24 protein-coding genes are annotated in these 22,871 nt (G+C 48.2%); 15 read left to right on the top strand and 9 right to left on the bottom strand.

Features of this window, described 5'->3' with window-relative positions:
• The first annotated feature begins 268 nt into the window (after positions 1 to 268).
• Both A3K86_RS08850 and glpK read left to right on the top strand, forming a co-directional pair.
• Complete coding sequence (locus A3K86_RS08850; RefSeq protein ID WP_068330537.1) at positions 269 to 1,120, top strand: MIP/aquaporin family protein; 852 nt, start codon at positions 269 to 271, stop codon at positions 1,118 to 1,120.
• A gap of 134 nt (positions 1,121 to 1,254) precedes the next feature.
• Positions 1,255 to 2,775, top strand: coding sequence for a glycerol kinase GlpK (gene glpK, locus A3K86_RS08845; protein ID WP_068330536.1), 1,521 nt, complete (start codon positions 1,255 to 1,257; stop codon positions 2,773 to 2,775).
• Positions 2,776 to 2,922: 147 nt separating this feature from the next.
• Here glpK and A3K86_RS22650 read toward each other — a convergent pair whose 3' ends face one another.
• A complete protein-coding gene (locus tag A3K86_RS22650) occupies positions 2,923 to 3,096 on the bottom strand; it encodes a hypothetical protein (RefSeq protein WP_157599460.1) in 174 nt (57 codons plus the stop codon).
• Positions 3,097 to 3,286: 190 nt separating this feature from the next.
• On the opposite strand from A3K86_RS22650, the gene glpX reads away from it, so the two are divergent.
• From glpX to A3K86_RS08825, 4 genes are all read left to right on the top strand, one after another.
• Positions 3,287 to 4,294, top strand: coding sequence for a class II fructose-bisphosphatase (glpX, locus tag A3K86_RS08840; protein WP_068330535.1), 1,008 nt, complete (start codon positions 3,287 to 3,289; stop codon positions 4,292 to 4,294).
• Between the two features lie 172 nt (positions 4,295 to 4,466).
• On the top strand, positions 4,467 to 5,084 hold the full coding sequence (locus A3K86_RS08835) for a helix-turn-helix transcriptional regulator (protein ID WP_068330534.1): 618 nt from the start codon (positions 4,467 to 4,469) through the stop codon (positions 5,082 to 5,084).
• 16 nt (positions 5,085 to 5,100) lie between these two features.
• A complete protein-coding gene (locus tag A3K86_RS08830; protein WP_068330533.1) occupies positions 5,101 to 5,844 on the top strand; it encodes a ferredoxin--NADP reductase in 744 nt (247 codons plus the stop codon).
• Between the two features lie 201 nt (positions 5,845 to 6,045).
• Entirely contained in the window at positions 6,046 to 6,438 is a 393-nt protein-coding gene (locus A3K86_RS08825) for a DUF3135 domain-containing protein (protein ID WP_068330532.1), read from the top strand.
• Between the two features lie 24 nt (positions 6,439 to 6,462).
• Here A3K86_RS08825 and A3K86_RS08820 read toward each other — a convergent pair whose 3' ends face one another.
• A complete protein-coding gene (locus tag A3K86_RS08820; protein ID WP_068330531.1) occupies positions 6,463 to 6,810 on the bottom strand; it encodes a 5-carboxymethyl-2-hydroxymuconate Delta-isomerase in 348 nt (115 codons plus the stop codon).
• Between the two features lie 362 nt (positions 6,811 to 7,172).
• Between A3K86_RS08820 and tpiA the strand changes: the two genes are divergently transcribed.
• On the top strand, positions 7,173 to 7,946 hold the full coding sequence (gene tpiA / locus A3K86_RS08815) for a triose-phosphate isomerase (RefSeq protein WP_068330530.1): 774 nt from the start codon (positions 7,173 to 7,175) through the stop codon (positions 7,944 to 7,946).
• A gap of 138 nt (positions 7,947 to 8,084) precedes the next feature.
• Here tpiA and pfkA read toward each other — a convergent pair whose 3' ends face one another.
• Positions 8,085 to 9,047 (bottom strand): 6-phosphofructokinase, encoded by a 963-nt coding sequence (gene pfkA, locus A3K86_RS08810; RefSeq protein ID WP_068330529.1) that lies wholly within the window; start codon positions 9,045 to 9,047, stop codon positions 8,085 to 8,087.
• A 555-nt stretch (positions 9,048 to 9,602) separates the two neighbouring features.
• A complete protein-coding gene (locus tag A3K86_RS08805) occupies positions 9,603 to 10,100 on the bottom strand; it encodes a CpxP family protein (protein ID WP_068330528.1) in 498 nt (165 codons plus the stop codon).
• A 171-nt stretch (positions 10,101 to 10,271) separates the two neighbouring features.
• Between A3K86_RS08805 and A3K86_RS08800 the strand changes: the two genes are divergently transcribed.
• From A3K86_RS08800 to trmL, 3 genes are all read left to right on the top strand, one after another.
• Positions 10,272 to 10,970, top strand: coding sequence for a response regulator (locus A3K86_RS08800; RefSeq protein WP_068330527.1), 699 nt, complete (start codon positions 10,272 to 10,274; stop codon positions 10,968 to 10,970).
• Between the two features lie 31 nt (positions 10,971 to 11,001).
• A complete protein-coding gene (cpxA, locus tag A3K86_RS08795; protein WP_068330608.1) occupies positions 11,002 to 12,366 on the top strand; it encodes an envelope stress sensor histidine kinase CpxA in 1,365 nt (454 codons plus the stop codon).
• 86 nt (positions 12,367 to 12,452) lie between these two features.
• Entirely contained in the window at positions 12,453 to 12,917 is a 465-nt protein-coding gene (gene trmL, locus A3K86_RS08790; protein ID WP_068330526.1) for a tRNA (uridine(34)/cytosine(34)/5-carboxymethylaminomethyluridine(34)-2'-O)-methyltransferase TrmL, read from the top strand.
• Positions 12,918 to 12,994: 77 nt separating this feature from the next.
• Here the strand turns inward: trmL and cysE are convergent, their stop codons facing one another.
• The 4 genes from cysE to A3K86_RS08770 all read right to left on the bottom strand — a co-directional run bounded on the left by cysE (position 12,995) and on the right by A3K86_RS08770 (position 16,118).
• Positions 12,995 to 13,816: a serine O-acetyltransferase gene (gene cysE / locus A3K86_RS08785; RefSeq protein WP_068330525.1), complete on the bottom strand. Its 822-nt coding sequence runs from the start codon at positions 13,814 to 13,816 to the stop codon at positions 12,995 to 12,997.
• A gap of 243 nt (positions 13,817 to 14,059) precedes the next feature.
• Entirely contained in the window at positions 14,060 to 15,082 is a 1,023-nt protein-coding gene (gene gpsA, locus A3K86_RS08780) for an NAD(P)H-dependent glycerol-3-phosphate dehydrogenase (RefSeq protein ID WP_068330524.1), read from the bottom strand.
• A 17-nt stretch (positions 15,083 to 15,099) separates the two neighbouring features.
• On the bottom strand, positions 15,100 to 15,570 hold the full coding sequence (gene secB / locus A3K86_RS08775) for a protein-export chaperone SecB (RefSeq protein WP_068330523.1): 471 nt from the start codon (positions 15,568 to 15,570) through the stop codon (positions 15,100 to 15,102).
• A gap of 107 nt (positions 15,571 to 15,677) precedes the next feature.
• Positions 15,678 to 16,118, bottom strand: a complete 441-nt coding sequence (locus tag A3K86_RS08770) for a rhodanese-like domain-containing protein (RefSeq protein ID WP_068330522.1) — start codon at positions 16,116 to 16,118, stop codon at positions 15,678 to 15,680.
• A 571-nt stretch (positions 16,119 to 16,689) separates the two neighbouring features.
• On the opposite strand from A3K86_RS08770, the gene gpmM reads away from it, so the two are divergent.
• From gpmM to A3K86_RS08755, 3 genes are read left to right on the top strand one after another with little or no spacing between them, the layout of a single operon-like run.
• Positions 16,690 to 18,228 (top strand): 2,3-bisphosphoglycerate-independent phosphoglycerate mutase, encoded by a 1,539-nt coding sequence (gene gpmM / locus A3K86_RS08765; protein WP_068330521.1) that lies wholly within the window; start codon positions 16,690 to 16,692, stop codon positions 18,226 to 18,228.
• Between the two features lie 17 nt (positions 18,229 to 18,245).
• The gene (locus A3K86_RS08760; RefSeq protein WP_084406548.1) at positions 18,246 to 19,397 is read left to right on the top strand and encodes a peptidoglycan DD-metalloendopeptidase family protein; all 1,152 of its coding nucleotides are present in this window, start codon (positions 18,246 to 18,248) and stop codon (positions 19,395 to 19,397) included.
• Positions 19,398 to 19,429: 32 nt separating this feature from the next.
• The gene (locus A3K86_RS08755; protein WP_232321941.1) at positions 19,430 to 20,131 is read left to right on the top strand and encodes a divergent polysaccharide deacetylase family protein; all 702 of its coding nucleotides are present in this window, start codon (positions 19,430 to 19,432) and stop codon (positions 20,129 to 20,131) included.
• A 45-nt stretch (positions 20,132 to 20,176) separates the two neighbouring features.
• On the opposite strand, the gene A3K86_RS08750 is transcribed toward A3K86_RS08755, so the two are convergent.
• Positions 20,177 to 20,824 carry a TetR/AcrR family transcriptional regulator gene (locus tag A3K86_RS08750; protein ID WP_068330518.1) on the bottom strand — a complete coding sequence of 216 codons (648 nt, stop codon included), beginning with the start codon at positions 20,822 to 20,824 and terminating at the stop codon, positions 20,177 to 20,179.
• 118 nt (positions 20,825 to 20,942) lie between these two features.
• On the opposite strand from A3K86_RS08750, the gene rfaD reads away from it, so the two are divergent.
• Positions 20,943 to 21,887, top strand: a complete 945-nt coding sequence (rfaD, locus tag A3K86_RS08745; protein WP_068330517.1) for an ADP-glyceromanno-heptose 6-epimerase — start codon at positions 20,943 to 20,945, stop codon at positions 21,885 to 21,887.
• A gap of 13 nt (positions 21,888 to 21,900) precedes the next feature.
• Complete coding sequence (lpxM, locus tag A3K86_RS08740; protein ID WP_068330516.1) at positions 21,901 to 22,866, top strand: lauroyl-Kdo(2)-lipid IV(A) myristoyltransferase; 966 nt, start codon at positions 21,901 to 21,903, stop codon at positions 22,864 to 22,866.
• Positions 22,867 to 22,871: the final 5 nt, after the last annotated feature.

Here is a 22,871-nt window from a genome sequence, read left to right as displayed (position 1 = left end):
GGATTTTTTATTTCAATTCAATAACCTACCTATCCAGCCGCACCCTAAAATGTTGTTTTTCGCTCATTATATGAGTCATTTGGTAAAAATGAGATTCCAATCATAAAACACGCAAACGCTTGCGCGTTTGAACGCTAATATTCTTTGTTTATGCTCGAACGCACATTTTTTCCTTGAGAATATTTTCATAATATCGGTATGTGGCACATTGCCGCACCCAAAATATAACAACAATACCCCTACAACATATCGATAAAAGGACTGAAAGATGACCAACTCAAAACAACACACTCTGTTGGGAGAGTGTATCGCTGAGTTTATAGGCACAGGCTTGCTGATCTTCTTTGGTGTCGGCTGTGTTGCAGCATTGGTATTAACCAGTGCGCAATTCGGTCAGTGGGAAATAAGCATCATGTGGGGCCTAGGTGTCGCTATCGCGATCTACTGCACCGCCGGTGTATCAGGCGCACACATCAACCCTGCGGTGACTATTGCTCTCGCACTGTTCCACGGCTTTGATAAACGCAAAGTCGCTCCTTACATTATTGCCCAAGTTCTGGGTGCTTTCTGCTCGGCCGCTTTAATCTATGCCCTTTACAGTAACCTCTTTGCTGAGTTTGAAGCCACTAACCAGATCATCCGTGGCTCGGAAGCCAGCTTAGCGACCGCAGGGATCTTCTCAACCTACCCACACGCAGCCCTAACATTCAGTGGTGCAATGGCGGTTGAATTTGTGATCACCGCGGTACTGATGTTCGCTATTTTGGCGATTGGCGATGATAAAAACGGAGCCCCACGCGGCGCAATGGGTCCATTACTGATCGGTATCTTGATTGCGATTATCGGTGGTTCATTAGGCCCACTAACGGGTTTCGCCATGAACCCAGCTCGTGACTTTGGTCCTAAATTCTTTGCTTTCTTAGCAGGTTGGGGCGATATTGCCCTCTCTGGCGGCAAAGATATCCCTTACATGATTGTACCTATTGTCGCACCTATCCTTGGTGCTAGCTTCGGTGCTTGGTTGTACCCAAAAGCCATCGCTTTGTACCTACCTGGCAACAAATGCACACTGCCAAACAAGTGTGAAGGCGACGAAGAACAAGAAACCGCAAGTGTGTAATCGCACTAGCGAAATCAAAAGCATATAAGAAATAAGGATGCCTACCTATCCGAGTGTGGCACGAAGACCGCCCGCGTAGGCAGACGTTAGCATCCTTCTCTACTACCCTATAAAAATATATTGAGGAAAATGTGATGACCACTGAGCAAAAGTACATTGTTGCACTTGATCAGGGTACAACCAGTTCCCGAGCTGTTGTGCTAGACCACAACGCCAATATCGTTTGCACTGCGCAACGTGAATTTACCCAAATCTACCCGAAAGCGGGCTGGGTTGAGCATGATCCACTGGAGATCTATGCAACCCAAAGCTCCACTCTGGTTGAAGCACTCGCGAAAGCAGGGATCCGCTCTGACCAAGTCGCGGGTATCGGTATTACCAACCAACGTGAAACCACCATTGTGTGGGACAAAAACACAGGTAAGCCGGTTTACAATGCGATCGTATGGCAATGTCGCCGTACCGCAGATATCTGTGAAGAGCTAAAAAAACAAGATCTTGAAGAGTACATCCGCGACAACACAGGTTTAGTGGTTGACCCTTACTTCTCTGGTACCAAAATCAAGTGGATTTTGGACAACGTAGAAGGCGCACGCGAAGAAGCGGAAGCTGGTAACCTCCTGTTTGGTACCGTCGATACTTGGCTGATCTGGAAGATGACCCAAGGGCGCGTGCATGTGACTGACTACACCAACGCCTCACGTACCATGGTGTTCAACATCAACACCCTACAATGGGATGAGAAACTACTGAAAGCACTAGATATTCCACTATCTATGATGCCTGAAGTGAAACCATCGTCTGAAGTGTACGGTCAAACCAACATTGGTGGTAAGGGCGGTACGCGTATTCCTATCTCGGGTATTGCTGGTGACCAACAAGCAGCGCTATTTGGTCAAATGTGTGTTGAACAAGGCCAAGCCAAAAACACCTACGGCACAGGCTGTTTCTTGCTGATGAACACAGGTAAAGACAAAGTAACATCGCACAACGGTCTACTAACCACACTCGCATGTGGACCAAAAGGCGATGTGGCTTATGCGCTTGAAGGTGCTGTCTTCATGGGTGGGGCATCCATTCAATGGCTACGCGATGAAGTGAAACTCCTTAGCGATGCCAGCGATTCAGAATACTTTGCAGAGAAAGTCGGCAGTGCTAACGGTGTGTACGTAGTACCAGCGTTTACTGGTCTGGGCGCACCATACTGGGACCCATATGCTCGTGGCGCGATTGTAGGTCTAACCCGTGGCGTTAACTCCAACCACATCATCCGCGCCACACTAGAAAGTGTCGCTTACCAAACTCGCGACGTACTCGATGCAATGCAAGCGGACTCAGGGATCAAACTGGCGAACCTGCGTGTTGATGGTGGTGCAGTTGCCAATAACTTCTTGATGCAGTTCCAATCTGACATCCTAAACACCGAAGTACACCGCCCTGTTGTAACAGAAGTAACAGCATTAGGTGCAGCTTACCTTGCTGGTTTAGCGGTTGGTTTCTGGACTAGCATTGATGAGCTAAAAGACAAAGCCGTGCTCGATCGCAGCTTTGAGCCTTGTGCCAACGACAAGAAACGTGACCGTCGCTACCGCGGTTGGCAACGTGCCGTTGAATGTGCCAAAGGCTGGGCGGTCGATATCGACGACGAAGAATAAGCCGTCTTTCTTCTCTGACTGTTCCCCAACGAAAAAGGTCTGCCATTGGCAGACCTTTCTTTTGTTATTCCTTGGCTATCACTTCTTCTCATTATCAAGAAGAAAATTCAGCGCCAATCTCGCCACTTATTCTGGTTACACTAAACCTCAACTCAATAAGCTATGCCATAAAATCGGAATCGCGACGACAATCACCAACAACATCAACAACGCGTACTCGAATCGGCGTAATGTTTTCGCCGCTTTACGTTGCTGACGACGATTGAGCTGTTGGTTTTCTTGCTTCACCTCACGGCGAAAGCGCTTGATCAGCCTGTGCATGGTATCTCTCTAATTAAATTATATTTTTATGCTGATATTTTGAGCGAATTAAGCATTTATTGCCGTGATCTTTTTCACGACAGCCGAGAGATCTGGTACGTTTTTAAATTAACGCAAACGTTTCACTGAGAGCTGTGCTAAAATCGCCGCCAGTTAAATTAGCCCACTGATTTCAATTTCCGGAGTAACCATGAAACGCGATTTAGCGATGGCATTTTCCCGCGTCACTGAAGGTGCCGCATTGGCTGGCTACAAATGGCTTGGCCGTGGTGATAAAAACGCAGCCGACGGCGCAGCAGTTGAAGTGATGCGCACCCTTCTTAATCAAACCGAGATTGAAGGTGAAATCGTAATTGGTGAAGGTGAGATCGATGAAGCACCTATGCTTTACATCGGTGAAAAGGTTGGTCTAGGCGGCGATGCTGTTGATATCGCAGTAGATCCAATCGAAGGCACCCGCATGACAGCCATGGGTCAAAACAATGCCCTAGCCGTTCTTGCCGCAGGTGAAAAAGGGTCATTCCTTAAAGCCCCTGACATGTACATGGAAAAACTGGTTGTCGGTCCAGGAGCAAAAGGCGCAATTGACTTAGGTAAGCCGCTGGCTGAAAACCTAGAAAACATTGCCGCAGCACTAGGCAAAACACTGGATACCCTTGTGGTTACCACGCTAGCTAAACCGCGTCACGACCAAGTGATCGCCGACATGCAAGCGATGGGCGTGCGTGTTTTCGCTTTCCCTGATGGTGACGTAGCCGCATCTATCCTAACCTGTATGCCAGACAGCGAAGTGGACGTAATGTACTGCATCGGTGGTGCACCTGAAGGTGTGGTATCGGCAGCCGCTATCCGCGCCCTAGGCGGTGACATGCACGGTCGTTTGATCCCTCGTCACCAAGTAAAAGAAGACAACGAAGAAAACCGTCGTCTTGGTCAAATCGAAATCGACCGCTGTGCGGAAATGGGCATTGAGCCAAACGCACTGCTACGTATGGAAGACATGGCGCAAAGCGATAACGTAATTTTCGCCGGTACTGGTATCACCAAAGGTGATCTACTTGATGGCATCAGCCGCCAAGGCGAGATTGCGACCACAGAGACACTACTTATCCGTGGTAAATGCCGTACTATCCGTCGCATCAAATCGACTCATTACCTATCGCGTAAAGACGACGCGATCAAAGGTCATATCTTGTAATTTGATCGACATTTACCTGCCTCACAGGCAATCAAGGTCCAAGGCGTGCACCCAGCACGCCTTATTTTTATCTTTCCCATTCCGCTTTCCATCTTCTATGCTTAATTTGTAAAGTCGTTGCTTTATTTAGCTTGCTGATTACATAATAGCGATGACAAAGGAAGACGTTGCTATGAAAACCATTGATAAAATTCTCCAGCGCATGAAGCGTGAAGGCGATGCCACCGCCAAAGAACTCGCTCAAGAGTTCAAGCTCACTACTATGGGGGTGCGTCAGCATTTACAAGGATTAGAAGAATCAGGGCTGGTCGAATTCTACGATGTTAAAGTCAAAGTCGGCCGTCCTACTCGCCACTGGCGGTTAACCGCTCAGGGGCACGATCAGTTCACCGACCGTCATGGCGATCTTATTATCCAAATGCTCGATTCGGTGGAAGAAATTTTTGGCACTTCGGGGCTATCTCAGATTGTTGAAAAGCGAGAACAACAAACATTCGCGCAGTACCAACAAGCCCTCGCCAAGTGCGAAAATTTAAAAGAAAAACTGGAATTACTGACTACACTGAGGGAGCAGGAAGGCTACATGGCTGAGCTGCTACACGATGAGCAAGGCTACCTGCTGGTAGAGAACCACTGCCCCATTTGCCATGCGGCGAAACGCTGCCCGTCCTTGTGCCAGTCAGAACTGAATGTCTTCCAACGTTTATTGGGAGAGCAATACCGCGTGGAACGCAATGATCACATTATCGCCGGAGAGAGGCGTTGCGCTTATCGAATCATGAACAATTAGAATAAGGAGCCGCATTATGGCTGACTGGATCCCTGCTGAAGTCATCAAAAATCGTCACTGGAACAAGGATTTGTTCAGTTTGACGTTACGCGCCAATATCGAGCCGTTCAAGGCCGGGCAATTTACTAAACTGGGTTTAGAAATTGATGGCAAAATGATCCAGCGTGCTTATTCGTTCGTGAACCCGCCTAGCGATAATAACCTCGAAATTTACGCCACCCGTGTCGCTGACGGGCTGTTATCTCCTCGCCTTCACCGACTCGAAGAAGGTGATACTGTGTATGTCTCAGCGCGTGCCAGCGGTTACTTCACCCTCGATGAAGTACCCAATGGCGAACACTTGTGGTTACTGGCGACAGGCACTGCTATTGGCCCTTACCTATCGATGCTACGCGAAAAAGCGCCGTGGCAGCGCTTTCGTAAAATCATCTTGATCCATGCGGTACGCTACGCGGCGGATTTAAGTTATCAGGCAGAAATCAACGCCCTCCAAGAGCAATACGCCGAGCAACTGATCGTCCAACCCTTTGTTAGTCGTGAACCCGCGCCACTGTCGTTACCGGGTCGAATTCCACAAGCCATTGAAGATGGAATGTTAGAGCGTCGAGTGGGCTTACCGCTCAATGCCGAGCAAAGCCAAGTGCTGTTGTGTGGGAATCCTCAGATGGTACGTGACACCAAAGCCGCACTTGAGGCCAAGGGCTTAACCAAAAACCTACGTCGCGCGCCAGGGCAAATCACCATGGAGCATTATTGGTAATCAAAAAGACCGATAATAAAAAGGCGGGTAATAGAAAAGCGGATCACCGTAAAGGCTCGCATCTCGTGCGATAGAAACGGGCAACCGGACAATAAAACCGTTGCTTGGCTCTCAAATTCTTACTATGTCTCAAACCTGAGTCAGTCGGCATTGCCTCCGACTGGCTAGGGTTAGATCAGAGTCAGTTTGTAGGAGTCGGTTATGGGTCACGATCACAACATCCACCACACACAAGGCCGCAACAAGACCGCTTGCCAAACCCTGCCCAGCTTTGACGAACTCAAAACTCTCGCCGAGCAAGATCCCGCAGCACTCGATGCGCTCCGTATCGAGATGAGTCAAACCATTATCGACAACGCCAGCCCTGAGATGCAGCCTCGGTTGCAAGCTCAGCAGAGCCATATCAATCAGGTGATTGCCAGTGGCAAAAACCCTAATCATGTCAACGTGCTACTACGGGCTGAATTACACAAGCAAATTGTGCGTTTCTCACAAGCACTCAATGCGCCGCAAACCTTGCACCAACACCAAGCAGAAATTAAACCGTTTCGCCGCCCAGCTCCAACGAGCCCACCTAGCGGCGAGAATGGTTAACATAGAATGTGATAAGCCTGTAACCTAGCAGCTCACTTTCAAGAAGGCGTTGGTGTCCATATCACGCACATCGATCGTTAAACTGTTAATGTCACCACAGTGCTTTTCAAGCTCAGCCATCAGCGCCTGCACCAAAGGTTTCTTCTGCTCTAAAGTGCGGCCAGCAAGCAAGCTGAGCTCTAAATGGATAAAGGTTTGTCGCGTGCCATCATCACCGATCAGCCAGTGATGGCACGGATAACCCCGCGTCTTCACCGCATCCGGCTCAAATAAATCACTGTCCACCATTACCCGATGTAAATCGTCCAGCAAACCAGCCACATTGACACGCTCGGCCACAGGGTCGGCATACTCCACCACTAGGTTTGGCATCATTCCTCCTTAAATAACCAATTTTTGTAGCGCTTTAGACTATAAACCGTACATTAATTAACCATTTATCGCGACTAGCAAAGTGTAAAACTCCATCAAGGATCACTGTCTATTTTCTGTACTACCACGAAAATTTCCCAAAATTCGTCATTAATTACGGTTTAGTTATTCACTTTTCTTCATGAAAAAGGTACAACCAAACACGATAATGATTTCGGACAGTAAAATTAGTCAGATTTCTGTTATATTTTTACGTAATTGAAACCAATCGAATTAAGTAATTCATATTGGCTCCTGCCAATTTCACCGGTTACTTAAACCGATTTGTTTTAATTTACATCTATTAAATTTGGAGAAATGCTATGCGCCATCCTGTAGTTATGGGTAACTGGAAGCTAAACGGTAGCAAGGAAATGGTCTCTGACCTTCTTAAAGGCCTTAACGCTGAACTAGAAGGTGTTGAAGGTGTTGACGTTGCCGTTGCTCCACCAGCGCTATACATCGACCTAGCTGAGCGTGAAATCGCAGCTGGCGGTAACAAGATCATTCTTGGTGCACAGAATACTGATCTAAACAACAGCGGTGCTTTCACTGGTGATATGTCTCCAGCGATGCTTAAAGACTTCGGCGCAAGCCACATCATCATCGGTCACTCTGAGCGTCGTGAATACCACGCTGAGTCTGATGAGTTCGTTGCTAAGAAATTCGCTTTCCTAAAAGAAAACGGCCTAACACCTGTACTATGTATCGGTGAATCTGAAGCACAAAACGAAGCTGGCGAAACTGAAGCTGTATGTGCTCGTCAAATCGACGCAGTGATCAACACTCAAGGTGTTGAAGCTCTTGAAGGCGCAATCATCGCTTACGAACCAATCTGGGCTATCGGTACTGGTAAAGCAGCAACAGCTGAAGATGCACAACGCATCCACGCTTCTATCCGTGCTCACATTGCAGCAAAATCTGAAGAAGTAGCTAACAAAGTTGTTATCCAATACGGCGGTTCTGTTAAGCCAGAAAACGCTGAAGCTTACTTCGCACAACCAGACATCGATGGTGCACTAGTTGGTGGTGCTGCACTAGACGCGAAAAGCTTTGCTGCTATCGCTAAAGCTGCAGCGACTGCGAAAAAAGCATAAGTTAGCCTAACCGCTAATTCGCTTGATAAAAGGTCACTTCGGTGGCCTTTTTTGTACCTGTCATCCACGTAGCGCCAAACTTCAGGTACTAAAAAGCCGACCCCAAGGTCGGCTCATTTCATGCTTACTAACCGCTACTTAGAATAGCTTGTCAGCAATCGCGTACAGATCTTTACGTACTGGACGCTTCATGTTTTCAATCGCATCGATGATGTCGTGGTGAACCATTTTTTCGTTTTGGATACCCACACAACGACCACCTTCGCCTTGCAGCAGAAGCTCAACCGAGTAAGCACCCATGCGTGATGCTAGGATACGGTCGAATGCCGTTGGTTGACCACCACGTTGGATGTGACCAAGAACAGTTGCACGCGTTTCACGACCAGTTTCATCTTCGATGTACTTCGCCAGCTCGTTTGCGTCTGTCATCAGCTCAGTCAGTGCCACGATAGCGTGTTTCTTACCTTTTGCGATACCTTCTTTGATCTTGGCGATCAGCGCTTCTTTATCAAGACCCGTTTCAGGTGTGATGATGTACTCGCAGCCACCTGCAATCGCAGACATTAAGGTTAGATCACCACAGTGACGACCCATTACTTCTACGATAGAAATACGTTGGTGAGAAGAAGACGTGTCACGTAGACGGTCAATCGCATCAATAACAGTGTTCAGTGCAGTTAGGTAACCGATAGTGTAATCCGTACCTGCTACATCGTTATCAATCGTGCCAGGAATACCGATACATGGGTAGCCCATTTCAGTAAGCTTCTTCGCACCCATGTATGAACCGTCACCACCGATAACAACAAGTGCGTCGATGCCGTGAAGTTTTAGGTTCTCAATCGCTTGCTCACGTACTTTTTCATCTTTGAACTCAGGGAATCGTGCTGAGCCTAAGAATGTACCGCCTTTGTTGATCACATCTGATACGCTAGTACGCGTTAGTTGCTCGATGCGGTTTTGGTGTAGGCCTTGGTAGCCGTCATAAATACCAAATACTTCTAGGCCTTCTGATAGCGCTGCACGAACAACACCGCGAACCGCTGCATTCATACCAGGTGCGTCACCACCACTGGTCAAAACACCAATCTTCTTAATCATGGTTACCCTCTGACTTTGGGAATTGAAAAATCAAATCCAGACACGAGTTGCCGAGGTTCCCCCTCTCGGCCATAGGTTAACCCTATGCTCGCGAAAACTGTAACTTTCCTACTAATGTAGGAGTATTACAATCTAGATAAAAAAATTCGTTGATTCATATCACGATCAGTTGTGACTTCACATTATTCAACATTCAGACACATCACGTAATAGCTCACCTTACGACTCAGTGGTACTGACCACTTAGATCGCAAAGCGAGATGCCTCTTGTGTGTGGCGTCACTGCCACCTCATCTGCATTCATCATGAGCGATAACCGAGAGTTTTGCTGATTTGTCGTCCATGAAAATCACAATTATGGTGTGATGCAAAGCGGTGCATGACTGCCATTAATCGTTTGGGCTACTTTTAGTTTAGCTGCCAACAATTTACTTGGTCGGAAGTATAGCTGTTTTGCTGCGAAAATTAATAACAAAAATGTCGGAGAATGTTGAAAAAATGAAAAAGCCGCAACCTAAGCTGCGGCATCATTTCCAACCTAAAAGTAAGATCGTGTTAGTTTGATTGTGTAGCGCGACGCTCATCACGGCGTGCTTCGCATTTCGCCATACGCTCACTTTGCAGTTGTTGCAGCTTGGTCTTTTGCTCTGGCGTTAGAATATTCAGCATCTCGTGACGATTCTTCAGCATGGCTACGCGACGGTCTAACTGCTGCTCTGACATTTGCTGCGCAAGCTGGCGTACTGCGGCTTCATCAAAGTTCTCAGCCAGTAGCAGTTGCTGCATTTGTTGATGCGACGCTTTTCGTGCTTCGCGTACATCATCATTCGCTTGACGCTGCTCGCGATGGCTTTCACGCAGCTCTTTCATTTGCGTTTTTTGCTCACTGGTTAAATCCAATGCGCGGAACATTTTCTTGCCACCGTCCATCATGCCACAACCGCCTTTACCGCCGTGGTGTGACTTGCCGCCACCGTAAGCCAGTGCAGAAGCAGAACCCAGTGCTAAAGGAAGGGCGATTGCCATCACAAGTGTTTTCTTAAAGCTGTTCATTGTTTCTCTCCGGTTGCCGTTATCGGTGTATGAGTTAATCATATCTCGCGCTAGGTAAACTGCTGTCGAATGAACGTAAAGCTGCGTAAATCAAACCCGACTCACTTGGCGAGACAATGAAGTTTGGGGATACTAAAGCTACCGCCCCTCTATAAAGATAAGGCAACCGCGATGGCAAAAATTCTGTTGGTTGATGACGATACCGAACTCACCGCCCTATTAACCGATATTCTTGAACTAGAAGGCTTTGACGTATGTGAAGCCAATAATGGTGAGCAAGGATTGGCGATGGTTGATGACAGCATCGACCTGATCTTACTCGATGTAATGATGCCCAAACTCAACGGTACCGAGATGCTGCGCCGCCTACGTGAAAATCACAGCATTCCCGTTCTGATGCTCACGGCCAAAGGCGAAGAAATTGATCGAGTGATTGGCTTAGAGCTTGGCGCTGACGACTACTTACCGAAACCTTTTAGCGATCGTGAATTATTGGCACGGATGCGCGCTATTTTACGCCGTACCCAACACAGCCACAGTAAAGCCGACGCTGAGCCAGAATGCTTACGATGCCAAGATATTGAAGTGTATCCAGGGCGCCAAGAAGTCACTTGTCAGGGGCAGCTTATCGACATGACTGGCACCGAGCTGGCATTGCTCAGTTATTTGATCGAGCACCCGGGTAAAATTATCGCCAAAGAAGAATTGAGCCTCGAAGTGCTTGGCAAACGCCTCGCGCCGTTTGATCGTGCGATTGATATGCACATTTCCAATGTCCGTAAAAAGCTGCCAGAGCGCCAAGACGGCAAACCACGCATTAAAACCCTGCGTGGCAAAGGCTATCTGTTAGTGAACGAATCGACTCAGTAACGATTTCAAACCACGAATACGAGAGACTATGATGCGACGACCTCTTTTTTCCAGCTTATACGGCCGAATCTTCGCGGTATTCTGGCTCACCCTGCTACTCGTCGTAGTCGCATTGTTGCTGCTCCCACGTCTTGACCCTCGTGCGCAACACACCATCCCAGAGCAGCATCTCGACCGAATGCAGCACTTTGCCAGCAAAATCAGCCAGCGGATCAGTGAATACCCGGGCACACTCGAACGTAAGCTCAAGATGGTGGCGCGTCATGAAAAGCGCGACAACGCTCGGGTGTATTTCACTACTCTCGACGGCGAGGTGATCGCCCCGCATGGGCGTAACAAAGCACTGCGCAACTTTATCACCATCGCGGATAGCCCAGATCAACCAATACAACGCTTATACGGGCGTTGGATGATGGCGGGTCCGTTCAAAATTGAGGATGGCGGGCAAAGTGCTTTGATGTACCTCGGCAGCTTTTGGCATAAGCCACCGCCGTTCTTTATTCAGATTTTAGATAAGCCATTCCAGTTATTGCTGGTGACTATGCTCGTCAGCACCCCATTCCTGCTGTGGCTGGCCTGGGCAATCAGCCGTCCAGCACGCCGTCTCCAGCAAGCAGCTGAGCGGGTAGCTACCGGGCAATTTAGCCCTGATCCTGAACTAGAAAAAGGCTCAGTCGAATTCCAACAAGCCGGCGCCAGCTTCAACCAAATGGTACAAGCAATCAATCAGATGATCAGCGGTCAGCAACGTCTGCTATCTGATATTTCTCACGAGCTACGCTCACCATTAACACGCTTACGGATGGCAACGGCGTTAGCGCAACGTAAGCAAGGGGAGAGCAACGAACTTAGCCGGATTGATACCGAAGCAGAGCGGTTGGAGAAAATGATCAGCGAATTGCTCGAACTGTCACGCATGCAGGTCAACAGCCACCAACAACGCGAGCTGTCAGATGCTCACACTTTGTGGTTCGAAATGTTAGAAGACGCTCGCTTTGAAGCCGAGCAATGTGAAAAATCACTGACCTTCTCCGCCCTTGAACCTTGGCCGATCAGTGGTAACCCTAATCTCTTGATCAGTGCCGTCGAAAACGTAGTGCGCAACGCCATTAAATACGGTGACGATCAGATCGAGATCCACATCAGTGCCACTGCCCACCAACTACAGATCCAAGTTGACGATAACGGTGAAGGGGTACCCGACGATGAGCTTACCGATATTTTCCGTCCTTTCTATCGCGTCTCGACCGCGCGCGACCGAAGCAGTGGCGGTACGGGGCTTGGCTTGGCGATCACCGAAAGTGCTATCCGTCAGCACAGTGGTACCATCACCGCCAGCAGAAGCCACTTAGGTGGACTGTGCGTGACGATTTGTCTCCCTCGGGAAAAGAGCTGATCCTTAAGACCGTCACTCGTCGCTAGTACAGGCTTGCCGTTATTGGTTACAATGGCGGCAAATACTTTTTGCAGACTGACGTGATTATGTTTGATATCGCTTTATACGAGCCAGAAATTGCCCCAAACACGGGTAATATTATTCGCCTGTGTGCGAACTGTGGTGCCAATCTCCACCTGATTGAACCACTGGGTTTTGATTTAGAAGAGAAGAAACTACGCCGTGCTGGGTTGGACTACCATGATTTGGCCCATGTTCACCGTCACAAGAACTTCGACGCTTTCCTAGAGGCTGTCGGTGATCGCCGTCTGTTTGCTTGCACCACCAAAACCACCAACTTCCATACCAATGCGAAGTTTGAGGAAGGGGACATCCTACTGTTTGGCCCTGAAACCCGTGGTTTACCGGCTGAGTTTATTGAAAGCTTGCCGCTTGAGCAGCGTCTACGCATTCCAATGCACCCAGACAGCCGCAGCCTTAACCTCTCCAACGCTGCCGCAATCATCGGCTACGAAGCGTGGCGTCAATTGGGCTTCCAAGGCGCGGTATAATTCGCTATCGCTCTAACCAATAAAAAAGCAGCCCAAGGCTGCTTTTTTCATTCCCGTCAGGCGCTAGAGCACGAAGGTTAAATCCCATCGCCTGCGGTAAAGGTCTGCGAATTACCGTTAAACCGCTGATCCATATCCATCGCCGGTTTTTCAGTGCTTGGGCGACCAACAATTTTCGCCGGGACACCCGCCACTGTCGTATGGGCAGGCACGGCATTAAGCACCACAGAGCAGGAGCCAATTTTCGCCCCCTCGCCCACTTCAATGTTACCCAGCACTTTAGCACCCGCACCTATCATCACCCCTTCGCGGATCTTCGGATGACGGTCGCCACCTTCTTTACCCGTCCCCCCCAAAGTAACGTCTTGCAGGATGGAAACATCGTTTTCAACCACAGCGGTTTCACCAATCACGATCCCGGTCGCATGGTCAAACATGATCCCCTGACCAATCTTAGCCGCAGGATGAACATCCACCTGACAGCTCACTGAGATTTGATTTTGCAAATACACAGCTAGCGCAATGCGGTTTTGTTTCCACAACCAGTTAGCCACACGATAGCCTTGCAGCGCGTGAAAGCCTTTTAAGTACAGCAGTGGTACAGAGTACATACCAACCGCAGGGTCACGCTCAACCACAGCACGAATATCACAAGCTGCTGATTCGGTGATCATACAATCAGCCATATAAGCTTCTTCTATCACTTCCCGTACAGCCATCGCTGGCATCGACGGTGTCGCTAGCTTATTGGCGAGAATATAGCTTAACGCTGCGCCCAAGTTATCGTGCTTGATAATGGTCGCGTGATAAAAACTGGCCAACATTGGTTCTTGCTCTGACTGCTCTCGCGCTTCCTGTTTGATCGCTTGCCAAAGGCTGTGCTGCTTACATTCCTTCACATGACCCTCTATTTATAATTGTGTAATGATGCAAAAGTCATTCATTCCATTCGTTATCTCCCACAGCGCACGGCAAGATAACGGATACAGTAAATCACCTAATTCTTTGGTAGTTATCAAACTACCCATCCGCTGACCTTGTCAGCCTTGGTATAACTGTAACCTGCTGGCAAAAAAAAACAACGCGAGCTAATCAGCTCGCGTTGTTAATAATGCATCTAAAGCGATGTTATGCCTTGAAAATCAGACTTGCTCGTCTTTCTTTTCACGCGCTAATAAATCTTTAGCGGCTTCACGGGCATCTTTACCTTGGTATAACACCTGATAAATCTGCTCTGTGATTGGCATTTCAACCTGATGACGCTCGGCAAGTACCCACACTTCTTTGGTGTTACGGTAACCTTCCACCACTTGGCCAATGGTCTCTTGCGCATCATCGACGTTATGACCTTGACCTAATGCCAAGCCAAAACGGCGGTTACGCGATTGGTTATCGGTACAAGTAAGTACCAAATCACCCAAGCCAGCCATGCCCATAAAGGTTTCAGGTTGTGCGCCTAATGCGGCACCCAAGCGGCACATTTCTGCTAGGCCACGGGTGATCAATGCAGTACGTGCATTGGCACCAAAACCAATCCCGTCCGACATCCCCGCGCCAATGGCAATCACGTTTTTCACCGCGCCGCCGAGCTGCATGCCGATAAAGTCAGTGTTGCTGTATACGCGAAACGACTTGCTACAGTGAATTTTCTCTTGCAGTTCGCGGACAAAATTCACATCCGGCGATGACACAGCAATGGCTGTTGGCATCCCAGCAGCAAGCTCTTTCGCAAATGTAGGCCCTGATAGTACAGCCAGAGGAATTTGCTCCCCGAGTACCTCGTGCGCCACATCTTTCAACAAACGCCCTGTTTCAGGCTCTAGACCTTTGGTCGCCCAGCAAATACGCGAATCATCGCGCAAATGCGGTTTTACTTGAGTTAGGACATCACCAAATACATGGCTAGGTACCACCACCAGTAAATCACGGCTTGCTGCTACCGCTTGCGCTAAATCCGCGGTCAAAATTAATGACTCAGGAAAAGCGACGCCCGGTAGAAAGGCTTCATTAGCACGGTCAATTTCCAACTGAGCAATATGCTCAGGCTCATGACCCCACAGCACTACTTTAGCGCCGGAGCGTGCTAAGGCAATGGCTAACGCGGTGCCGTACGAGCCAGCACCGAGTACCGTCATAGTGACGTTTTGAGTTGCGTTCTGATCCATATCGACTCGCGCTTTGATTAAGCGTCTGCGTTTTCTGGGTTCGCTTCAGCTTGGTTTTGTAGGTAGTTCATGAACAACGCGTCAAAGTTAACTGGCGCTAGGTTCAGTTGAGGGAACGTACCTTTAACCACTAGGCTTGAAATAGTTTCACGCGCGTATGGGAATAGGATGTTCGGGCAGAATGCGCCTAGGCAGTGTGCAAGTTGTGGTGCTTCCATACCGTCAACAGAGAAGATACCGCCTTGCTGAACTTCACATAGGAACGCTGTTTCTTCTGCGTTTTTCACTGTTACAGTCAGACGAAGAACAACTTCAAATACGCCTTCAGCTAGTTCACGGCTTTGCGTGTCTAGGTCTAGTTTCACATCTGGGTTCCACTCTTTTTGGAACATTTCAGGTGAGTTAGGCGCTTCAAAAGAAACATCTTTTAGGAAGATGCGTTGAATTTGGAAGTTTTGTTGTGCTTCGTTGTTTGCTGCTTCAGCCATGTTGGAATCCTTGTATTTTCCGTATTCATCAGAGGATGAATGAATAAAGTGTGGCCAAGGTGAACACCGACTCACCTTGGCTGAATACGTGACCTTAAAACGTTAGCTTATTTTTTACCCTTGCTGCGGATCAGCGGCAAGTTAGCTTCGTTCCAAGAAATCAAACCATCTTTCAATACGCTTACGTTCACAAAGCCTGCTTTGTGTAGCTCATTGGCACTGTCTTGTGCGGTTTGACCTGTCTTACATACCACAATGATTGGGTCAGATTTGTGGTTTTCAAGCTCAGCAAAGTTTTGTTCTTTGATTTGGCTTGGCAAAATGTGATGTGCTCCCGCAATATGACCACGACGGTATTCGTCACGAGAGCGGATATCAACCACCACACCATTTTCACGGTTTACCATGTTTGTTGTTTGGGCGGGTGTCACAATTTGATAGCCTGCGGTTTTTTGCTTCACGTATGACATGATGATTGCCACAAACAGACCAACCCACAGTAGGGATAACATCGGGTTGCTGCTGAAAAATTCAATGTATTGCTGCATGACCTTCGCTCTAGTTCGCTTAATCCTTAGCCCACGATTGGCGCTAAGCTCAACTTAAAATGTAACATGATAATCGGCAGAGATTATCGATTGGCATTACAAAGAAACTGAGTATACCCAGCTTCGGTGGCAAGTACAGTAACCGAACCATAATCCGTGTAATAACTCACTGCCTGACCACTGTGATTTTTACTTTGCGCCAGCAACGAGGCGCCAACACCCGCCAATATGTTCACTCGAACGAATCAAACCCGCATTCACATTCAGCAAAAGCATATTCATGACCAACAAAGAAATGTTATACCTTTGAAGCACGTGAAGCATTCTTTACAAAAAATTCGGGAAATTCTAAGGCAAAAGGCTTACCTTCTAGCCAAGAAATGAATATATTTTACGGAAAAGCTAACAATTTAGTTACAGCATAGTTTGATCTCACCCTACAGTTTTCGGTTTAAACTGTAGTAAAATTACAGTCATGTCAGACTGATGACTTTAGCTTCTTTGCCTAATTGCAAAGCGTTAAGGTGATTGGTTTTTCATTTTCAACTTATGACATACAAGAGGACAGCTTATGTCTGCTAAGAAGCCTTTGGCTCTAGTGATTTTAGATGGTTGGGGTTACCGCGAAGACGCACAAAACAATGCGATCGCGAATGCAAAAACACCGATAATGGATAGCCTGATTGCTAACGAAGCAAACACGCTAATTTCAGCATCGGGTATGGATGTTGGTTTACCTGACGGTCAAATGGGTAACTCAGAAGTAGGTCACACCAACATTGGTGCAGGCCGCGTGGTTTACCAAGACCTCACTCGCATCACTAAATCAATCGCTGACGGTGACTTCTTCGAGAACGAAGCACTGGCAAACGCGATGGACAAAGCAATCCAAGCAGGTAAAGCTGTTCACATCATGGGTCTGATGTCACCAGGCGGTGTTCACAGCCATGAAGACCACATTGCTGCAGCTATCGAGATGGCAGCAAAACGTGGTGCAGAAAAAATCTACCTACACTGCTTCCTAGACGGACGTGACACACCACCACGTAGCGCACAAGCATCGCTTGAGCGTTTCGATGCCCTATTTGCTGAACTAGGCAAAGGTCGCACCGCTTCACTAGTTGGCCGTTACTACGCAATGGACCGCGATAACAACTGGGATCGTGTTGAAGTTGCATACAACCTACTAACTGAAGCAAAAGCTGAATTCCAAGCAGAAACCGCGGTTGCTGGTCTTGAAGCTGCTTACGCGCGTGACGAGAACGATGAATTCGTTAAAGCAACGGCAATCCGTGCTGAAGGTCAAGACGTGGCTGCGATGGAAGATGGCGATGCGGTGATCTTCATGAACTACCGTGCTGACCGTGCGCGTCAAATCACGCGTACTTTCGTAACAGATTTCGCAGGCTTTGAACGCGCTAGCTTCCCTGCTGTTGAATTTGTGATGCTTACCCAATACGCGGCAGACATTAACCTTGCAGCAGCATTCCCACCAGCAAGCCTAGAAAACACCCTAGGTGAGTGGTTAGCGAAGAAAGGTAAGAAACAGCTACGTATCTCTGAAACAGAGAAATACGCACACGTTACTTTCTTCTTTAACGGCGGTGTTGAAGACGAATTTGACGGTGAAGTTCGTTCACTGGTTGCTTCACCAAAAGTAGCAACTTACGACCTACAACCAGAAATGAGCTCACCTGAGCTAACTGAAAAACTGGTTGCGGCAATCAAGTCTGGTGAATTCGATACTATCATCTGTAACTACCCTAACGGTGACATGGTTGGTCACACTGGTGTTTACGATGCTGCAGTTCAAGCATGTGAAGCACTGGACAGCTGTATTGGTCAAGTGGTTGAAGCTATCCGCGAAATGGACGGTCAGCTACTGATCACTGCCGACCACGGTAACGCTGAGATGATGATCAACCCTGAAACAGGTGGTGTTCACACAGCACACACAAACCTACCAGTACCACTGATCTACGTAGGTGATAAAGCCGTGACTCTGAAAGAAGGCGGTAAGCTATCTGACCTAGCACCAACCATGCTGGCGCTATCAGATATCGAAATCCCTGCAGAGATGACTGGTCAGGTGCTGTTTGATCTGAAATAATCAATCCCATGCGGGATATGATCAAACACCTCACAAAGACCTTCCGCGCCAGTGCTTTATGCACTGGCGCTTTGTTATGTCTGTCAATTAGCCCTGTCGGATACGCTTCAGATAACCAGCAACTCGACGGGGTTAAACAAGAACTGTCGCGCCAACAAGGGCAACTGCAAGACAAGCAAAAACGCTACGCCGCGCTGCAAAACGAGCTGAAACAGCACGAGGTCTCGATTGCCAATGCGACTAAAAAGATCCATCAGGCTGAAAATCAACGTCAGGCATTAACCCGCTCAATAGCTAAACTCAGCCAAGAACAACAAACACTGCAGCAACAGCGCTTAGGCCAACAAGAAATGCTGCGTGAACTACTCAATACCCAATACCGCCAAGGACAAGACAGCCAGCTGGCGAATTTGCTCAGTGGCGAAGACAGTCACACTCTCGACCGTTTTACCGTATACGCCGAACGCATCAGTGAAGCCCGCATCAAAGCATTAACCGCCCTTGCCGCTATCGACACCGAACTGCAACTAAAAAAACACGAACTGGCTCAGCAACGTCAGCGCCAACAAGATCTCGTCGATGAGCTCAAAGAGGAAAACCAAAAACGCAGCCGCGATCAAAAGCGCCGTAAGCAAACCCTTGCAGGCATAAAAAGCCAAATCTCCACCGATCGTGGCTACATCAATGAGTTAAAAGTGAATGAACGTCGCTTACTCAAAGAAATTGCCCGCGCTAAATTAGAAGCAGAACGCGCCGCTCGCCAAGCCCCAATGGATGGCTTAGCGAAACAACGAGGCCGCCTACCTTGGCCAGTGAAAGGAAGCGTACTGCACAATTATGGCACCAAACAGCGTGGTGAATTACGTTGGAAAGGCATGGTGATCGCTAAAGATAGCGGCAGCAAAGTCAACGCGGTATACCCAGGTAAAGTGATTTTTGCCGACTGGCTACGCGGCTATGGTCTCATGCTGGCAATCGACCACGGTAAAGGTGACATGACCTTCTATGGCTATAACCAAACATTGCTCAAGAAAGTCGGTGATACAGTGCAAGCTAACGAAGCTATCGCGCTGGTTGGGGACAGTGGCGGTCAGAGCCGCTCTGGGCTGTACTTTGAAATCCGACGCAAAGGCACGCCAACAAACCCTCGCACTTGGCTGAAAAAATAACGGTTTCATAAAGGTCAGCAAGCATGCAAAGGATGGCAGCTTTAACCCTCATACTCACTCTGCTTACCGCAGGCATACCCGTGCAGGCGGCCAAGCTGGCGATTGTGATCGACGATTTGGGTCACCACGCAATGCCAGAGGCATTGAGTCAATTGCCCCATGCGGTCAGTGTCTCAATTCTACCTAATACCCCATTTGATATCACCACCGCAGAACAAGCACATCGAGAACAGCGCGACGTGCTCTTGCACATGCCCATGCAACCACAAGGCCACGCGCCACTCGAACCACTGACTTTGACCTTCGCGATGTCGCAACAACAAACGCAACAAACCCTGCGCCATGCCTTACTGCGCATTCCGTATGTGGTCGCCATCAATAATCATATGGGCAGCGCCCTCACTCAAAATCGCCAACACATGGATTGGGTCATGACAGTATTAAATGACTATGGGGTGGGATTCTTAGATAGCCGAACCAGTGCCGCCAGTGTGGCAGAGCAGCGCAGCCTCGCCATGGGGTTACCAACATTACGCCGCCATGTGTTTCTCGATCATGTCGCCAGCGAAGCCTTTGTTGCTCGCCAACTCAAAGCCGCAGTCAAACGCGCCCAACGCCAAGGGTATGCGATTGCCATCGGTCATCCCTACCCTGTGACCTTAACGACCCTTGCCAAGCAATTACCTCTGCTCGAACAAGACATTGAACTCGTGCCGCTATCAACACTGTTTTAGCGCGACAACGACACAATATGTTTCACCTCAGAAGCTTCGCATTCACTAAGCCGTATCTTGCTGCACTTGGGCACAATAGTGCGCTTCCAATTGGCTAACACGCTCGCGTCCTTTTTCGGTCGTCAACGGGCGAACAATACTCAGCATTTGCAGTACACCTTGGTACACCACAGCTTTGGTCACTTTAGCCCCTGGCGCTTGAGTGGTTTGGTAACAGATCCAGCTCGATGCCACCAATTTCAAGGTGTTGGTCAAGCTGAGTATTTCTTTTTCTTCCAAATCTAACAAACCGCTATCTCGGAAACTTTGCATTAATACCATCATGTTTTGATGCAAGTTTTCTTGTGCTTCTAGATATTTGGTTTGCAAGTTTTCATCTCGACGTAGAATGTCGGGCAAATTGGCGTAGAAAAAACGGTAGCGCCACATCAAGATAAACACCGCATCCAGATACTGCAGCAAGCTTTCTGCTGTCGCATCAAATTCAGCCTGCGGTTGAAAGCGGATCCGTAAATCACTGGCGTATTCATCAAAAATACTGTGTATAATCTCTTCTTTATTACGAAAATGATAATAGAGATTGCCAGGGCTGATCCCCAGATGTGCCGCTATATGATTGGTCGTGACATTGGGTTCGCCGCGCTCATTGAATAACTCAAGCGCAGCCATGATGATTCGATCTCGGGTCTTCATTATGATTTGCTTCCTTCGCACTCTGGCTCTCAGTTGATGTTATCATAAGATAAGAAGAATTCTTGTACGGTGGCTCAATTGCGGCCGTAGAATCAACGTTTTAGCATTAGGATTTACCATGATTATTGTAACTGGCGGCGCCGGCATGATCGGCAGCAACATTGTAAAACTACTGAATGAACAAGGTCGTAACGACATTTTAGTTGTTGATAACCTAAAAGATGGCACTAAATTCGCCAACTTGGTTGATCTTGATATCGCTGATTACATGGATAAAGAAGACTTCATCACCCAAATCATGGCGGGCGATGAGTTTGGTCCTATCGACGCAATTTTCCACGAAGGTGCGTGTTCAGCGACGACCGAGTGGGACGGCAAATACATGATGCTAAACAACTACGAGTACTCAAAAGAGCTACTTCACTACTGTTTAGAGCGTCAAATTCCATTCCTATACGCGTCTTCAGCAGCCACTTACGGTGGTCGTGACCGCGATTTCATCGAAGAAAAAGCTTACGAAGGTGCCCTGAACGTTTACGGTTACTCGAAGCAACAGTTCGACAACTACGTACGTCGCGTATGGCAAGATGCTGAAGAGCACGGCGAGAAACTATCGCAAATCACAGGCTTCCGTTACTTCAACGTCTACGGCCCACGTGAGCAACACAAAGGTAGCATGGCATCCGTTGCTTTCCACCTAAATAGCCAAATCAACAAAGGTGAAAACGCGAAGCTATTTGCTGGCTCTGAAACCTTCAAACGTGATTTCGTGTACGTGGGTGACGTTGCCAAAATGAACCTATGGTTCTTAGAAAATGGCGTTTCTGGCATTTTCAACTGTGGTACCGGTAATGCTGAATCTTTCCAAGCGGTAGCCGATGCGGTGATCAAACACCACGGTAAAGGCGGCGTTGAAACCGTACCTTTCCCAGAGCACCTAAAAGGCCGCTACCAAACTTACACCCAAGCAGACCTAACCAAGGTACGTGCCGCGGGTTACAACGAACCGTTCAAATCAGTTGCCGAAGGCGTAGCTGAGTACATGGCGATCATTAATAAGTAATTGTGTGCAGACTATGATCGATCATAACGACAATAAAGCGCATCGACCGCAATTCGAATGGTCGTTTCTTCACCCTAAGTATTGGGGCACATGGTTGGCAGTCATAGTCGGCGCGTTACTTTCGCTTCTACCGCACGGTGTCCGCCGTGCGATAGCGATCCCGTTTGCCAAGCTGGCACTTAAGATCAAAGGGGGCGCGACCCATCGTGCCCGCATCAACCTGTTGCTCTGTTTTCCTGAAAAAAGCCACCAAGAGCGTGAACAAATCCTGCTAGATACTTTTATCACTGCAGGCAGCTACTTGATGGGACTGGCCGGCCTTACCACGCGCTCACGTCAGTGGATGGAAAACAACTCAGTGATCCACAATATGGATAACCTCACCAAGCATACCGATGCGGGTGAAAGCGTGATCCTATTGGTGCCGCACACTTGGGCTGTCGATATTCCTGCCGTGCTCTTAGCATCCCGTGGCTTGCCGATTTCATCGATGGCAAAGAAGCAATCGAACCCTGTTGCCGACTGGCTAATGAACCGTCAGCGTCTGCAGTATGGCGGCAAAATCTATGAACGTAGCGTAGGCATCAAGCCGTTTATCAAATCGATTCGTGATGGTTACTTGGGTTACTACTTACCCGATGAAGATCTCGGACCAAACCACAGTGTGTTTGTTGATTTCTTTGCTACCACCAAAGCCACCATTTCTGGCTTAGGTAAGTTATCTAAGTTAAGCCGCGCGAAAATTGTGCCGCTGTTTTCTACTTACAACAACGAAACGGGCAAATTCGACATGCATATTTTGCCCGCTCTGGATCCTTTCCCGAGCGGCAGCGAAGAGCAAGATGCTCGCATGATGAACGAGCAAATCGAATTGTTTGTTAGTCAACAACCTGAGCAGTACATGTGGATTTTGAAGCTACTGAAAACACAACGTCCAGGCATCGTTGAGCCTTACTGTTCTGATGAATACAAATTCTAGCAATA

Origin of the sequence: Photobacterium jeanii (genome assembly GCF_001650345.1) — a bacterium.
Taxonomy (GTDB): domain Bacteria; phylum Pseudomonadota; class Gammaproteobacteria; order Enterobacterales; family Vibrionaceae; genus Photobacterium; species Photobacterium jeanii.
This window is presented reverse-complemented; position numbering and strand designations above follow the sequence as displayed.